At 60.2% G+C, this 15,371-nt stretch carries 13 protein-coding genes and 1 tRNA gene; 8 read left to right on the plus strand and 6 right to left on the minus strand.

Annotated features, from left to right (window positions below):
• Positions 1–64: 64 nt before the first annotated feature.
• Positions 65–139 (minus strand) — tRNA-Val (locus SIC17_RS11805).
• A 303-nt stretch (positions 140–442) separates the two neighbouring features.
• Here SIC17_RS11805 and SIC17_RS11810 point away from each other — a divergent pair.
• Complete coding sequence (locus tag SIC17_RS11810) at positions 443–3,649, plus strand: TonB-dependent receptor domain-containing protein (RefSeq protein ID WP_412545478.1); 3,207 nt, start codon at positions 443–445, stop codon at positions 3,647–3,649.
• Between the two features lie 135 nt (positions 3,650–3,784).
• On the opposite strand, the gene cpdR is transcribed toward SIC17_RS11810, so the two are convergent.
• Positions 3,785–4,150 carry a cell cycle two-component system response regulator CpdR gene (gene cpdR / locus SIC17_RS11815; protein ID WP_291892076.1) on the minus strand — a complete coding sequence of 122 codons (366 nt, stop codon included), beginning with the start codon at positions 4,148–4,150 and terminating at the stop codon, positions 3,785–3,787.
• Positions 4,151–4,298: 148 nt separating this feature from the next.
• Between cpdR and SIC17_RS11820 the strand changes: the two genes are divergently transcribed.
• From SIC17_RS11820 to hisN, 3 genes are all read left to right on the plus strand, one after another.
• Positions 4,299–5,165, plus strand: a complete 867-nt coding sequence (locus tag SIC17_RS11820; RefSeq protein ID WP_412545479.1) for an N-formylglutamate amidohydrolase — start codon at positions 4,299–4,301, stop codon at positions 5,163–5,165.
• A 121-nt stretch (positions 5,166–5,286) separates the two neighbouring features.
• The gene (locus SIC17_RS11825) at positions 5,287–5,676 is read left to right on the plus strand and encodes a helix-turn-helix domain-containing protein (RefSeq protein WP_291892078.1); all 390 of its coding nucleotides are present in this window, start codon (positions 5,287–5,289) and stop codon (positions 5,674–5,676) included.
• Positions 5,677–5,749: 73 nt separating this feature from the next.
• Entirely contained in the window at positions 5,750–6,541 is a 792-nt protein-coding gene (hisN, locus tag SIC17_RS11830; RefSeq protein WP_291892081.1) for a histidinol-phosphatase, read from the plus strand.
• Positions 6,542–6,546: 5 nt separating this feature from the next.
• On the opposite strand, the gene SIC17_RS11835 is transcribed toward hisN, so the two are convergent.
• Positions 6,547–7,458: a class I SAM-dependent methyltransferase gene (locus tag SIC17_RS11835; RefSeq protein ID WP_412545480.1), complete on the minus strand. Its 912-nt coding sequence runs from the start codon at positions 7,456–7,458 to the stop codon at positions 6,547–6,549.
• A 240-nt stretch (positions 7,459–7,698) separates the two neighbouring features.
• Here SIC17_RS11835 and SIC17_RS11840 point away from each other — a divergent pair, with 240 nt between their 5' ends.
• Entirely contained in the window at positions 7,699–8,172 is a 474-nt protein-coding gene (locus tag SIC17_RS11840) for an Hsp20 family protein (RefSeq protein WP_291892087.1), read from the plus strand.
• Positions 8,173–8,242: 70 nt separating this feature from the next.
• Here SIC17_RS11840 and SIC17_RS11845 read toward each other — a convergent pair whose 3' ends face one another.
• From SIC17_RS11845 to gpmA, 3 genes are all read right to left on the minus strand, one after another.
• Complete coding sequence (locus SIC17_RS11845; protein ID WP_412545481.1) at positions 8,243–9,544, minus strand: pentapeptide repeat-containing protein; 1,302 nt, start codon at positions 9,542–9,544, stop codon at positions 8,243–8,245.
• 79 nt (positions 9,545–9,623) lie between these two features.
• Positions 9,624–10,244, minus strand: a complete 621-nt coding sequence (ribD, locus tag SIC17_RS11850) for a bifunctional diaminohydroxyphosphoribosylaminopyrimidine deaminase/5-amino-6-(5-phosphoribosylamino)uracil reductase RibD (RefSeq protein WP_291892092.1) — start codon at positions 10,242–10,244, stop codon at positions 9,624–9,626.
• Positions 10,241–10,969, minus strand: a complete 729-nt coding sequence (gpmA, locus tag SIC17_RS11855; RefSeq protein ID WP_412545482.1) for a 2,3-diphosphoglycerate-dependent phosphoglycerate mutase — start codon at positions 10,967–10,969, stop codon at positions 10,241–10,243. The genes ribD and gpmA overlap by 4 nt, the downstream gene beginning before the upstream one ends.
• Positions 10,970–11,305: 336 nt before the next feature.
• Between gpmA and SIC17_RS11860 the strand changes: the two genes are divergently transcribed.
• The 3 genes from SIC17_RS11860 (at position 11,306) to SIC17_RS11870 (ending at position 15,370) form a co-directional block, all read left to right on the plus strand.
• Positions 11,306–12,274: a KpsF/GutQ family sugar-phosphate isomerase gene (locus SIC17_RS11860; protein ID WP_412545483.1), complete on the plus strand. Its 969-nt coding sequence runs from the start codon at positions 11,306–11,308 to the stop codon at positions 12,272–12,274.
• Positions 12,275–12,368: 94 nt separating this feature from the next.
• Entirely contained in the window at positions 12,369–14,075 is a 1,707-nt protein-coding gene (locus SIC17_RS11865) for a type I secretion system permease/ATPase (protein ID WP_412545484.1), read from the plus strand.
• A 14-nt stretch (positions 14,076–14,089) separates the two neighbouring features.
• Complete coding sequence (locus SIC17_RS11870) at positions 14,090–15,370, plus strand: HlyD family type I secretion periplasmic adaptor subunit (RefSeq protein ID WP_412545485.1); 1,281 nt, start codon at positions 14,090–14,092, stop codon at positions 15,368–15,370.
• Position 15,371 lies beyond the last annotated feature (1 nt).

Here is a 15,371-nt window from a genome sequence, read left to right on the forward strand (position 1 = left end):
AGGCACTTTTGGGCGCAGACAGAAGTCCTGTTGCTGCTTTAGCCGGTGACCTGGAGGAAGTGGATGGTGGGCGATACTGGGATTGAACCAGTGACCCCTTCGATGTCAACGAAGTGCTCTCCCGCTGAGCTAATCGCCCATCCGTTTGGGAGCCGGGTGTTTAGCCTTCCTTTTCGGGCGAGGCAAGGTGTTGATCTGCAGCTTGTCGGATTGTTTGCAGTAGGCTCGGCACGCTGGCGGCCGCGGCTGTAATGTTTGATGACATTATTGCAACACCCGGAGCGCGCAATGCAACGAACGACCCGATTTTGCTGACTAAGGGCTTGCAGGGGAAGGCTTTCGGCTATCTTCTGCCAATGTGCAGGGGAGACTCTGTCACAAGCTGAGTGTTCCGGGGGCAAAACGGACGCTCAGGCTTCTAAAAGTCATAAGGGGTAAGATCGTGACAATTTTTGCAGATAAAGAGCGCCTTCTGCGTTCGACTATCCTTGCAGGTGTCGCTGCGTTGACGATGGGCGCCCAGCCTGTCTTCGCACAAGACGTTCAGCAAACACCTGACGCCGAGGAAGAAGAAGACGAAGATAGCGAAGTAGAAGATCGCATCGTCGTAACAGGCTCGCGCATCGCGCGCTCCGAATTCACCACCATCTCTCCGGTTCAGGTTCTCTCGGGTGAAGTTTCCCGCGACCTCGGCCTGATCGATGCTGATGACGTTCTCAACCAGCTGACGGTTGTTCAGGGTCAGCAGACCGACCTGGCCGTTTCCACGGTTATCCAGCCGGAACAGGCTTTCACGACCTTTGGTTCTGTGACGCCGTCCCTGCGTGGTCTGGGTTCTTCCATCACGGGTCGTTCTCGTAACCTGGTCATGATCAATGGCCGTCGTTATGGCCCGATCGGTGTTGGTGGTGCTCCGGCTAACCCGGACATCTCCCTGATCCCGGGTTCCATGATCAGCCGCGTTGAGGTTCTGCTTGACGGTGCGTCTTCCGTATACGGTTCTGACGCCATCGCCGGTGTTATCAACTACATCCTGCGTGATGATGTTGACGGCTTCGAGCTGAACGTCACGCACTCCACGCCGGAAATCGGCCATGGCCGTCAGAGCGTTGTCTCTGGTGCCTTCGGTGTCGATGCTGACCGTGGTTTCGTCAATGTTGGTTTTGAATACAACATCCAGGACTCTGTAACCCGCTTCGACCGTCGTTCCATCAACGGCGCTGACGAGCTGGGCATTTACTGTGACCCGGAATTGGAGATCGACACGAACACGGGCGAAATCTTCCGTGGTTGTTCCAACTTCCTGGCTGGTTTCGCGATCTTCGGACCGACCGGAGGTACGTTCCCGACCCTTGATGGTACCACGAACATCGGTATCCCGGGCTGGGCTAACTACAACCTGCCGCCGTACGACTCCGCTGGTTTCTTCGGTGCAACCAACGATCCGTATGCGCGTTCCCACCCGCAGGATCAGTTCGCTACGCTGGTTCCGGACCAGACCCGTTTCAGCCTGTACGCTACGGGTGAATACGATCTGGACGGTTACTCCAACCCGAACCTGTACTTCGAGTTCAACTACTCTGAGCGCAACATCGAGACGGTTGGTTATAACCAGGGCGTTCTGGAAGTCACCGCTGACACCCCCGGCAACCCGGGCCTCGGCGACACGCTTCTGGTTCACTTCATCCGCCAGGAAATCGATCAGAACCTGACGGTTGCTCGTGGTGTATTCGGTGTTCGCGGCGATCTGCCGTTCATGGATGATCTGGGTCCGCTGTCCAACTGGACCTACGACACCAGCTTCATGATGCACCGTTCGCGCGGTACGCAGCGCAACTACGGTGACCTGCGTGCGAACAACACGGCGCGTATCCTGAATGGTTCGTTCGACAATAACGGTCTGTTTGTCTGTGCTCTCGACGAGACCATTGCACAGCCGACACGTCCGAATGGCAGCTTCACCACGCCGCCGACGATTTGTCCGGAAGTGAACTTCTTCGATCCGGCATTTATCCTGACGGGCCGCTTCAATGACCAGGCCAGCAACGACTTCATCCTGGGTACTGCTATGCAGAACACCCTGGTTGACCAGCTGACCTATTCTGCCATCGCCACGGGTGATCTCTTCGACATCCCGACCGGCGGTACGGCTGCTGCGGTTATCGGTTTCGAGCACCGCACTGACGTCATCGAGACCCAGAACGCATCCCTGACGGCTGAACCGAATGCGTTCAACAGCCTGAACACGGATGTTGGTTCCACCGGTCAGCGTCGTCTGTGGGAAGGCTTCTTCGAGGCCAGCTTCCCGCTGCTCGAAGGTCACGCTTTCGCCGAGAACCTGCAGCTCGACATTGCTGCTCGTTACACGGACGAGGAGTTCTTCGGTAACGCTTGGACTTACCAGGTCAAGGGTGAGTGGGCTCCGGTTGACTGGCTGAGCTTTGCAGCTGGTTTCGGTACGTCCTATCGCGCTCCGGATACCGGTGAGCAGTTCGGTACGGGTATCGCATTTGCGTCCCTGAGCCGTGCTGACCCGTGTCTGCCGTCCACCCAAACCCTGCAGACGGACCCGAACACAGGCCTGATTATCTATGATCAGTCTCGGGACGAGCGTCAGCAGTCTATCATCGATCTGTGTGACGCAATCGGCGTATCCCTGCCGTCCGGCCCGAATGATGTTGATGGCGCTGCTGCCCTCGGCCTCTTCGGTATCGGTGAAGTCGGTGCTTCCTTCCAGAACTTCTCGGTTCTGACCTCCAACGGTGGTTCCACCGATGTTGGTCCGGAGACCTCCGAGGCCATGTTCGCGAAGATCACCTTCCAGCAGCCGTGGTTCGACAGTTTCAACTTCAATGCATCTGTCAACTACTTCGAGTACCTGGTGGAAGACTCCATTGGTCAGCTGACCACGGGCCTGATCCTCAGCACCTGTTTCAACGACCCGAACGCTCAGGCGGTTGGCGTTGGCCAGATCAACGGTGACCTGTGTCAGTTCCAGTCTCGTGATCCGGTCACGGGCCTCCTGACGGGTGTGAACGAAGCCTCGTTCAACCTGGGTGCGATCACCTCTCGCGGTATCGACCTGAACATGACGTTCAGCATGGATCTGACGGATCTTCCGGAAATCGGCGAGTTCTTCGCGCCGGGCGGTGATCCGATCAACATGTCCATGACGTACCGTGGCACGACCTCGTTCGAGAACGACGAAGATATCTCCGGTGACGGATCCTTCGACGTGAACCTCGGCGAGTTCGGCTTCCCGGAGCACCAGATCAACTTCACGACCCAGCTCGGCTGGCGTGACTTCCGTATCCTCCACCGCTTCCGCTACAGCGAAGCAACCTTCAACGGAAACGATCCGTTCGGTGGTGGTAACGTTTGTGTACCGACGCTTCTTGCTCGCGATCCGAACGCGGACACGAGCGGTTGTACCGAGTACATCGATCTGCCGGCTGTTGAGCTGCATGACCTGACCGGTACTTGGACGACAGGTTCCTGGGTCCTGCGCATGGGTGTTCAGAACGTCTTCGACGAAGTCGTCGTCCGTGACCCCGCCATCGCTGGCGATGGTGGTACGGGTACGCCGTTCGGTCTGGGTTACTCCATGAACGGCCGTACGTTCTTCGCGAACGTCATCAAGCAGTTCTAAGACTGGTTGAAACCAAATTGGAAAGGGGCGAGCTTTGCTCGCCCCTTTTTCTTTGCGCGTAGATTGGGGAATCGGGCGCAACAAAAAGCCCCGCGGTATCACCGCGGGGCTTTTTGTTGGTTATCCCTGAGCTGATCAGGCAGCCATGACACGGGCCACTTCATCAACAAGCTCGCGCAGGTGGAAGGGCTTGGAGAGGACTTTGGCATTGGTTGGCGCACCGGAACCGGGATTGAGGGCCACGGCGGCAAAACCTGTGATAAACATGATCTTGAGGGCTGGATCGACCTCGGTCGCGCGACGCGCCAGTTCGATGCCATCAACGCCAGGCATGACGATATCTGTAAGCAGAAGATCATATTGCGCCGGATTTTTACCGATCGCATCCAGTCCTTCTTCCCCATCCGAACAGACTTTCACCTCATGCCCGGCACGCTTGAGTGCCTTGGCGAGGAAGTCCCGCATGGAGTCATCATCTTCGGCTAGAAGGATCTTGGCCATGGTTTTGTCCCACCCTTGTCAAATCACGGATTGGTGGCACCATACATGCCTAAAGTAAAAACCTGCTGAACGGGCTGCATCTCTTGACCGAAACACTGCAGCCGATCACTCTCCGCGCATGAACGCGACTCCCTCATCATCGCTCGCAATGGCGCCGACGGCAAATGCTGATATCGACCCGGGTCCTGTAAGCGTGGTGCGGCCGGCGGGCGGGCAGGCTTATCCCATAGTGGCCAGTTCCCCGCATTCCGGGCGCAACTATCGGGGGGAATTTGAAAATCTGACCCACCACGAACTTGGCGTGTTGCGACGCTCAGAGGATGCCTATGTTGATCAGCTGATCGAGGGCATTCCGGAACTGGGCATCCCGACGGTCGCCGCGAATTTCCCACGTGTCTTTGTGGATGTGAACCGGGCGGCGGGGGAGCTGGATCCGGGAATGTACAGTGATCGCGTGCGGGCGGAGCTGATTCGGGACAGTCGCCGCACAGCTTCCGGCCTCGGCGTCATTCCACGTATCAGTGCAGATGGCCGGCCGCTTTATGGCCGGCGTTTGAAATTTGCAGAGGCCGAACGACGGCTTAAGCGTTGTTACTGGCCCTATCATGATGCCCTGACCGCCCTGGTTGACGAAACACGGACTAGGTTCGGGGCTGCGGTCCTGCTCGACGTCCACTCCATGCCCCATCAGAGCGCGCGTGGTGCGGATATCGTGCTGGGCGACCGTTTCGGCCAGTCCTGTGATCCGCGGGTCAGCGATCTCATCGAAGCCCGATTCCGGGAGCAGGGATTTGTAACGGTTAGAAACACTCCCTATGCCGGCGGCCACACCACAGCGTCCTATGGGCGTCCCGAATCGGGCGTGCATGCGATCCAGATCGAGGTGAATCGTAGCCTCTATCTGGACGAAAACAGGGTTCAACCCACCGCGGGGCTGGATCGCCTCCGCGGGGAATTATGTCAATTAATCAGCGCGATACGCGAACCGCTGACGGCTTCTCTACAAACGTCATAATCATGCCCATTTCAGGCGAACACTAGGCAGTGTCTTCGCCCGGCACGCGCTTTGCTCCCCTGTGAGGTGTGCGTCCCATTGCGGCGCAATTTGATACGCGAAGACGAGGCCGCGAGTAGTTATGACGAATGATATTGATCTGCATGTAGGTAAAAGACTGCGCCGTCGGCGCCGTTTGCTGGGACTTACGCAGCAGCAACTTGCCGAATCCGTAGGGATCCGGTTCCAGCAAATCCAGAAGTATGAGTGCGGCGCCAACCGCGTCAGCGCGAGCCGTCTCTTTGAGCTTGCCGAAGCGCTCGATGTTCCGGTGCAATACTTCTATGAGGGCCTGTCGCAACGCGATCAGGCGGCCAATGAAGGCGATAGCCTGGCGGCCGATGTGCTCTCGCAGAAGGAAACCGTAGACCTTATCCGTGCCTATTACCGGCTCGGCGAACGTCCGCGCAAACGCCTGCTCGAGCTCGCCAAGTCGCTTGAGCCGGACGAAGCTGCAAACGACGCGGCCTGAGGGTCACGTCATGAAGTTTCGGGGGACAAGATGCGTCTGGCGTGCGGCGTAAGCCCATGCTAGGCGCTTCTTCATGATTACTGATCAAGACCGCGCCACGATTGCGGCTGCTGCTGATGCGGCACGCAAGGCCATCGAACCCTATTTCCGGACGTCCCTGCAAATCGAGAACAAGCTCGACGAGGGCTTTGATCCCGTCACGGCGGCGGACAAGGCGTCCGAACGGGCGATCCGCGAGGTGTTGTCACAGATGGCGCCCGACGACGCGATTCTCGGCGAGGAATACGGTTCCCAGGCCAGCGGCAATGGTCGTGAATGGGTCATTGACCCGATCGATGGCACACGCGCCTTCATCGCCGGTTTCCCGACCTGGACAGTTCTGATTGGGTTGTCGGTTGATGGCGAGCCGCAGCTCGGTGTGATCGACCAACCTTATATCGATGAACGCTTTATTGGCACGGCAGACGGAACAGAGCTGCAGCGAGCCGGCCAGTCCCGGGCGCTTGCCACCAGCCCGGTCGCCAAGCTGAAACACGCCATGCTGGCGACGACCGACCCCTATCTCTTCAACAGTGACGAGAAGGCTGTGTTCGACATGATCCGTCGCCGCTGCAAGCTGCATCGTTTCGGATTTGACGCCTATGGTTATGCGATGCTGGCCGGTGGTGGGTTGGATCTGGTGATCGAGTCCGGTTTGCAGCCCTATGACGTCCAGGCCCTGATCCCGGTCATTCGCGGAGCAGGCGGTGTCATCACCAATTGGTCGGGCGGATCAGCGGCCGGTGGTGGCCAGGTGGTGGCGGCAGGAAGCCCTGAACTGCACGAGGTCGCGCTGGGCTTCCTGAAACATGTCGCCACCCGCTAGCCGGGTTATTCGCTGACCGGCTTGCGGAAGAGCAGTGTCATGCGATCACTTTCACCAATCGCATCATAACCGGCACGGTCAAAGTCGGCCGCGGCTTCCTGGCCGCGAGGAGCTGAACGGCGCGTCGGGGCCAGAGTCCAGACGCCGAACGGGTGATCTGCCGTGTCCGCCGGGTTGGCATTGACCTCGGAGGCGGAGACCAGTTCGAAACCGGCTTCCACGGCGAGGGCGATGACATAGTCCTGCTGAACATAACCGGTGCTGGCCTGCGGGTCCTGTTCACGCGTGGAGGGCAGGCGGTGATCAACGACACCCAGCGTGCCGCCTTCACGTAGCGCGGCATAGAAGTCGTCGAACGCCTTCTCGGCGTAATTGCCCATCATGAAGTTGTGGACGTTGCGGAAAGTCAGGATCGTGTCAACGCTGCCCGGCTCGACGATGGCGCCGGTATTGTTGTCGAAATCGGCCAGCACATACTCGCCATAACGGTCCGCGTTGGAATAGCGTTCGATGAAACGCTCGCGGGAGCGAACGCGGTTCTCGCTGGACCCCTCAACCGGGAAATGCGCGGCGACATAGGTGCCGCCATTGCCATTGATCCACGGCATCAGGATATCGGCATACCAGCCGCCGCCCGGCCAGATTTCCATCACCGTGCCGCTCGGGTCAACGCCCAGGGCTTCCAGCGTTGCCGCTGGATTGCGCCAGATGTCCCGCTCGGAACGCTCGCCGCGCCATTCGGCTGCGACAGCGCTGGCAAGGTCGGTCGGCAGGGCGTCCGCGACGATCTCGACACCGTTTTCCGTGGTCTGGGCCGTGTCCTGGATTGTGGCGGTTTCCGCCTCTTCGGATGGGGATCCGCAAGCTGCGAGAGACAGGGCCAGCAAGCTTGGCACAACAAGGTGGAATCGGGACATCAAGACACTCCTGTAGATCAGATGCGGAATAGGTAGTCGGAGGCTGGCGGCAAGGCAAACAAGTTTTTTCGGGGGCGGGGGTTGCGACCGGATTTTGGGCTACCCATGTGTTTGTCACGGGTCGCCGAAACGGGGCCCGAGACCTGCGCCACAATCCGCCCGAGGGCCGATGGGCAGGTCGACTGAAATCCGGCGAATGGTTCGTCGGATGGTCTTATCGCTCAATTGAGGATGAGGAAAATGCGTACAGTAGATTTCAGCCCGCTCTATCGTTCCATCGTTGGATTTGATCGCCTTGCCGATCTGATGGACTCTGCCACCAAGGTCGAGTCACAAGGCTATCCGCCCTACAACATCCAGCACGTCGCCGAGGATGAGTATCTCATCGAACTCGCCGTTGCCGGTTTCTCCGACGATGATCTGACGGTGGAGGTCCAGGGCAATGTCCTGACCGTGACCGGTCGAATTGCCGAAAAAGACGAAGCCGATACGCGCCGCTTCCTGCATCGCGGGATTGCCGAGCGCGCTTTCGAGCGCCGCTTCCATCTGGCCGATCACGTTATCGTGTCCGGAGCGGAACTGCGCAACGGCATGCTCTCTGTCCAGCTCGTTCGCGAGATCCCGGAATCGGCCAAGCCGCGCAGTATCGCGATCGATACCGGTTCGGCACCCAAGGCCAAGCTGATCAAAGGTGGGAAAACCGAAGCGGCCTGACCCCCAGTCGCGTGAGAGAAGACCCCTTTAGACACGAACACGCGGCAGGCCGAGAGGTCTGCCGTTTTCGTTAGGCGGCATCCAGATCAACCGCACCGTCTACTTCCGCCACGTCCTGCAGGAAGGTTTCGCTGACGGTGGTGCCCGTAAAACAGGAGCCGCTGAAACGCGCATCCGTCACATTGGCACCGTCCAGGTGGGAATAGGAGAAGTCTGCACCGGTTGCCTTGGCCTGGCGCAAATCGGCACCGCGAAGGTCGACATAGCGCGCCTTTGTGCCGGCGAGAGAGGCGGGAAGAACCCGGTTATTCTCGAGCAGAAGCGGTCCGAAACGACAATCCCGCAGGTCCGCATTGTTCAGATTGGCACCCGTCAGATCGGCACCGCGCAGATCTGCGCCGCGCAGGCAAACCATGCGCAGGTCGGCGCGTTCCAGTCGCGCGCCCTGAAGCTGGGCACCTTCCAGGTCCAGGCCGTAGAGCGTCGCGCCGCGCGCGTGGAAAGCGGTCAGTGTCTTTCCGGCCAGCGCATTCAGGCCGCGCAGGTCTGTACCGTCAAAGAGGGAAGGCTTGCCTTCCCGGCCATCGGTTTCGCACCATTTGACGTGATCAGCAATCTGCTGGGCGATCGGCTGATCCATATCGCTCGGATCAATGCCCACCGGTTCGCTTGTCAGTGCACCTTCGGTATTCATGCCGGACGTCTTGGCCATGACGGTTTTCACACCGATCATGACACTGTCCTTGAAATCCGTATCTGTCAGGTCCGCGCCGGACAGGTCCGCGCCTTCCAGGTTGGCGCCCTGGAATGACGAGCCGCGCAGATTGGCGCGGATCATCCGCGCACCCAGCAGCATGGCATCTGTGAAATCAGCAGTCTGGGCCGCGATGCCGGCCATTTTAGACCGCGAGAGATTGGCGCCCGTGAAGTTCGCCTTGCCCGCATCATTTTCCTGAGTCTTGTGCTTCAGGATGGCGAGGCCTTTTTCCTTGTCGATCTCGGCGATTGCGCCCTCACGCATATCGGCCTCGGTCAGGTCGGCGCCCGTCAGGTTCGCGCCTCGCATGATCGCGCCTCGCAGATCGGCCCGGCGCAGGGATGCGCCCTCGAGGCTCGCCTGGCGCAGGTCGGCCGCAAAGAAATTCGCACTGTTCAGCGTGCAGCCGGACAGGTTCGCTTTGCGCAAGACGGCACCGGAAAAATCGGCATCGGAAAGATCGCGTCCGGACAGGTCGAGGCCTTCAACAATCGTGTAGGCAAAACTCGCACGGGCACCGCCGGCACGACCGGACCACAGGCGCTCATGGCGTTCGCACATGGCGTCCACAGTCATCTGGTCGAGGCGCGTATGTTCAATCTTGCGGTCGGCCATTAAGCACGAAGATTCCTGACGAGAAACGTAAGTCGACGGAGGCTAGCGCAGATACGTTAACGACAGGTGTTCCAATTCGTTACAGGAGATTGAGTTGGCCCGATAGGGCGAGCGGATGGTCCGACGCGACTCGAACGCGGCTGGCTCCCGTCTGACCCAGCTTGTCCAGGCAGGCGTCGAGTTCGGTGATTGTAAGCGCGGGAAGGGTCGCATCAAATCCGCCGTCAAAGGCGTCCGCATAGAGCGCCGGCTTGCCGGTGTCCAAACGACAGAAAAATCCCTCATAGAGCGGGTGGGCCTCGGCCGTGCACAGGCCAGTTTCCACTGCGATGCCAGCTGTTCGCAGCATGGCTATACCCTTGCCGGCGACCCGCGGATCCTCGTCGAGGCAGGCGATCACCACCCGGTCGACCTTCGCATCGATCAGGGCTTGCGCGCACGGGGGCGTCTGGCCGTGATGCGCGCAGGGTTCCAGGGTGACATAGGCCGTTGTGCCTTTGCTATTGTCTCCGGCCAGGTCCAGAGCGCGCCGCTCCGCGTGGGGGCGTCCGCCATCATCTGTGGCGGCGGAGGCGACCAGCTTGTCATCGCGCACGAGCACGCAACCGACCGCCGGATTGGGTGCCGTCCGGCCCAGCTGGGACCTGGCGACGGCCATCGCCAGAGACATCCAGCGCAGGTCGTTCAGGCGCGTTGTCACGCCGGCAAGGCAGGCAGGGACTGCGCACGGTCCTGGTCGAGATAGGCGGCGGAGACCGGTTTGGTGCCGCCTTCGTCCAGGTCAATCAGCAGCGGATTACCGGTCGGGATCTCAACGCCCATGATGTCGTCGTCAGAAACTGTGAAGAGCAGTTTCACCAGTGCACGCAGGCTGTTGCCATGCGCTGCAACGATGACGTCCTTGCCCGATGTCAGCGCCGGCAGGATGGCCTCGTTCCAGTAAGGCTCGACCCGTTCAAGTGTGGTCTTGAGGGATTCCGTTGCGGGCAGCAGGTCCGGATCAACATCCGCATAACGCGTGTCGTTGAGGGGGTGAAGCTCATGGTTTTCCGGGAGAGGCGGCGGCGGTGTGTCAAAGGAGCGGCGCCAGATATGGACCTGTTCCTCACCATGCTTGTCGCGTGTCTCATCCTTGTTGAGCCCGGCCAGCCCCCCATAGTGGCGTTCGTTCAGGCGCCAGGACTTCTCCACCGGAACCCAAAGACGGTCCAGACCGTCCAGGGCGAAGTTCAGCGTCTTGATGGCGCGCTTGAGAACAGAGGTGAATGCCAGGTCCGGTTCAAAACCCGCTGCCTTGAGCAGATCGCCGGACTTTTGTGCCTGGGCGACACCTTCTTCCGTCAGGTTCACGTCCACCCAGCCGGTGAAGCGGTTTTGCAGATTCCATTCACTTTGGCCGTGCCGGACCAGGACGAGTTTGGGCATGAGACTCTCCGTCGATTTGCGCGAGCGATACTCCTCTCACAGGCAAACGGCAAGACGGGAGTTGTATGGTTGCGTAACAAAATTTTCTGCTACTCATGGAGGTGGGATTGTGGTACCCTCTCAGGGCTTCTAACATTTTTGAGCCAATCCGTCCTTTGAAGCAGCGTGGTCCCAAAAACTGACGGCATTCAGGCGCGCTACCCCACCTGCGCGAGTGCTGCGGCTACTTCGTCCCCCTTGACTGCAGTCCGATTGCCGAACCAGCCGCGCACGTCTCTTCCCCGGACGTGCGCGGTTCTGCTATTGAGCTTGGGAACATCGATAAAAGGTACTCAGATGCAGGACTTCGACGCTCTGGAGGTCGCGCGCCGCGTGATCGCCATCGAACGGGATGGACTCTCTCAACTTGAGAATATGATTGGCGAGCCGTTTGCGGCTGCAGTCACGCTGGCCGCAGGCCTCAAGGGGCGGTTGATCTGCACCGGTGTGGGCAAGTCCGGGCATGTAGCGCGCAAGATCGCTGCGACACTCGCCTCGACCGGCACGCCTGCCTATTACGTGCATCCGACCGAAGCCAGCCATGGCGATCTGGGCATGATCACCGGCGACGACGCTGTGTTGGCTTTGTCCAAGTCAGGGGAGACCCGCGAGCTGGGCGACCTCATTGCCTATTGCCGCCGGTTTGAAGTTCCGCTGATCGGTATGACTGCACACGCAGACAGTACTTTGGGGCGCGCCAGTAACTACGAACTGTTTGTACCCAACGCCATTGAGGCCTGTGCTGAAACGCGCGCGCCGACGACGTCCACGACGTTGATGATGGCCATGGGTGACGCGTTTGCGGTGGCTTTGCTCGAGGCCCGCGGTTTCACGGCCACGGATTTTCGCACTTTCCATCCGGGCGGAGCTCTGGGCGCCGCGCTCGCGAGTGCAGCCGATGTTATGCATGCCGGGGAGTCGATGCCGCTGGTGGCGGGTCAGGCCAGCATGAGCGAGGTGCTGCTGGAAATGACGGCCAAGTCCTTTGGTTGTGCGGGTATCCTTGATGCCGATGGTCGGCTGATGGGCATCATCACCGACGGTGACTTGCGCCGTCACATGGGCAATGACCTGGTTGACCGGGTCGCTGAAGAAGTGATGACGCGCGATCCCAAAGTAGGAAGCCCGACCATGCTGGCCGCTGATGCACTGCGTGAAATGACCGTCGGCACGCCCAAGATCACACAGCTTTTCCTGGTGGATGAGGAAAATCGCCCGGCAGGATTATTGCATTTGCACGATTTGTTGCGCATCGGCCTGAAGTAATTAGAGGTCGTAAAACGCGTGAAAACGTGCATTTAGCAGGGTGGCTGGGTAGAATACCGTCCCTGACGTAAATTCGTGTCGTGTGGAGTGATCGATGATCAAGGGAGTGTCGCTGGAGTTGCGGAATCGCCTCAAGCCTCACCTGCGCCTGCTGGCCGGGTTCGGTTTCGCGGCGAATATCCTGCTGCTCGTTTCCCCGCTCTACATGCTTCAGATCTATGACCGGGTCCTGAACTCCGGTTCGGTTGACACGCTGATGTGGTTGAGCGCGCTGGCCGTGTTTCTGCTGGCGATCTATGGCGCAGCGGAAATGGGACGCCGTCGTGTCTCAGCGCTGGCTGCCAAGGAAATCGACGCGTATTTTTCGCCTAAAATCTTCCAGCGTTTCGAGAACCAGCTCGAGGGGCGCCCCGATCTGGCGCTGAATTTGTCGCGCCTCTCCAAGGCCCAGACCTATGTCCAGCAAGGCTCGCTCCTGCCATTCCTGGACCTGCCCTTTGCGCCGCTCTTCCTGATCGTCCTGTTTCTGATCCATCCCTTTATCGGCATGCTCGGCCTGATCGGTGCGGCGCTGGTATTCGGTGTGGCGTTTCTGGCGGAGATGTCGAGCCGACAGGGCAGCCAGGCGTCCCAGGCGACGTTGGGCAAGGCTGGCCAGTTTGCTGCCGACCTTGAACGCCAGCGCTCTGCACTGGTTTCCATGGGGCTGCTCGGCCGTGCCTATCAGCGCTGGCAGCAAGTGCGCGATCTGGGGCAGGGACTGGCCCTGGGAGCCTCTCGCGAAGACGGCAAGTTCACCGCCATTTCGCGTGCACTGCGCCAGACATTGCAGATCCTTGTTTTGGGGGGCGGTGCAGCACTCGCGCTCAGCCAGCAGATTTCGCCCGGTTCGATCGTGGCCTCCTCGATCATCCTGGCGCGCGTGCTGGGGCCGATCGACCAGATTGTCGGCGGGTGGCGAAACAGCGTCCAGACCTGGACCGGCTGGCTAGAGATGAGCGAGATCGCAGAGGCCCAGGAAGAACGCGCCGAATACACGCCGCTGCCGCGTCCGGCTGCCGAGCTGGTGCTTGATCGCACGGCTATAGGTGTTCCCGGTGGCGAAACGCCCCTGTTGCAGGCCTTCAATTTCACCGCAGGTTCGGCCGATATTATCGCCCTGACCGGTGGTATCGGAACCGGTAAAACAAGCTTTCTGCAAACGGTGGCGGGCGCCTGGCCGACTTATGAGGGCTCGATCAGCCTGGGCGGTCGCAAGCTGCAGGATTGGCCGAGCGAGGATCGCGGTCGGTACATTGGCTATATCCCGCAGGATGTTCAATTGTTGCCTGCCACGATAGCCGAAAACATCTCCCGACTGGGACCATGCGATGACGAGGCTGTGCTTAACGCGGCCAAGGCCGCTGGAGCGCACGAGATGATCCTGGGGCTGCCCGATGGCTATGACACTCCGGTTGGTCCGGGCGGGGTCAATCTGTCGGCAGGCCAGAAACAGCTGGTGGGCTTGGCACGAGCCTTGTTCGGGGCGCCGGTTCTGCTGGTGCTGGACGAGCCGACGGCTAATCTGGACAGTGCTTCTGCAAGCAATCTGATCAAGTCGGTCAAGGCCATCGCGGAAGCGGGTGCTGTAGTCATCATCTCCACGCATGATCGCCGGGTGATTGAGCAGAGCACCACCGTGCTCCTCCTGCGCAATGGTGCCGTACTGGCAGCGCCGGCTGACCAGTATCTCAAACTCGCGGTCGGCCCAGGCAATGCCGGGCCGGGTGGTGGCCAAGCTGGCGGGCAGGGAGTGGCCTGATCATGGTTCAGCTGATGAAAGATCCGACGGTCCGCTTTTCCGCAATCGCCTGTGCTGTGGGGCTTGGCGGGTTTCTCGTCTGGGCGGGTTTCGTGCCGCTTTCCGAGGGGGTCCCAGCCAATGGTATGGTCGTGGTGGAGAACAGCCGCCAGGTCGTCCAGCACCTGGAAGGCGGGATTATCGAGGAATTGCTCGTCCGTGATGGCGACCAGGTCGAAGCGGGTCAGCCGCTGCTGAGCTTGCAGGCGACCGCCTCACAAGCCGTTCGCGACGAGATCCTCCAGGAAATCGCCAGCTCGCTTGCCTCGCTGGCGCGCCTCGAGGCGCTGCGCGAGGAAGAGGCTTCTCCGGACTTCTCCGCCATAGATATGCTTGAGCTTGGCAGTGCAGAGCGCGCCGCTGTTATCGAGCGCCAGCAGGACCTGTTCGACCAGCAGCGCCAGTCCTTTGAGGCCGATCTTGGGGTGTTGCAGGCCCGCCGTGATGGCGCCAGTGACTCGATCCGCCTCTATCGCCAGCAAATCACGACAACGGAACGCGCGCTCGCCGCTGCCGAGGACCAGGCTGATTTGCTGCAGCAGCGCGTGGATCGGCAGATGGCGCGGGTCGACGAGCTGCGGGCGATGGAGCGTGATGTCGCCAACCTGGAGACCCAGATTGGCGGCCTGCGCCGCGACGCCCAGCAAGCGGAAACCACTGTTGAGGACCTGGAAAGCCAGATCGCCCAGACCGAAGCGAATTTCCTGCGCATTATTTCAACGGAACAGCTGGAGGCACGCACCACGCTGGAAGCGGCCGAGGAGCGCCTGTCTGCAGCCCAGGATGTTCTGAACCGTATCGTGATCTCCGCCCCGCAGGCCGGTGAGGTTCTCAACCTCGCCTTCTCCACCCGCGGCGGTGTGGTGCGTCCCGGCGAGGCGATTTTGGAGATTGTTCCGGAAGTCGAGGAAGTCACCGTTTCTGCCCGCATCGGCCCGGGGGACCGGGCGGCCGTGTTCCAGGGGCAGGCTGTGCGCACGCATTTCACGGCCTACAAGAGCTGGATGACGCCGCGTCTGGATGGTGAGGTCACGAGTGTCAGCGCTGACCTGAAAACCGACCAGGTGACCGGCGATCCCTATTACGAGGTGCGTATTGTCGTGCCGTCCGATCAGATCGATCGGCTTGATGGACTCTCCCTGACGCCGGGGATGCCGGCCCAGGTCTTTATCTTCTCGGGAACTCGCCGTACCACCTTGGACTATCTGTTGGAGCCGATCAGCGAGTCGCTCTTCCGGGGTGCGCGCAGGGGATGAG

The organism is Maricaulis sp. MIT060901, assembly GCF_047123815.1.
Taxonomy (GTDB): domain Bacteria; phylum Pseudomonadota; class Alphaproteobacteria; order Caulobacterales; family Maricaulaceae; genus Maricaulis.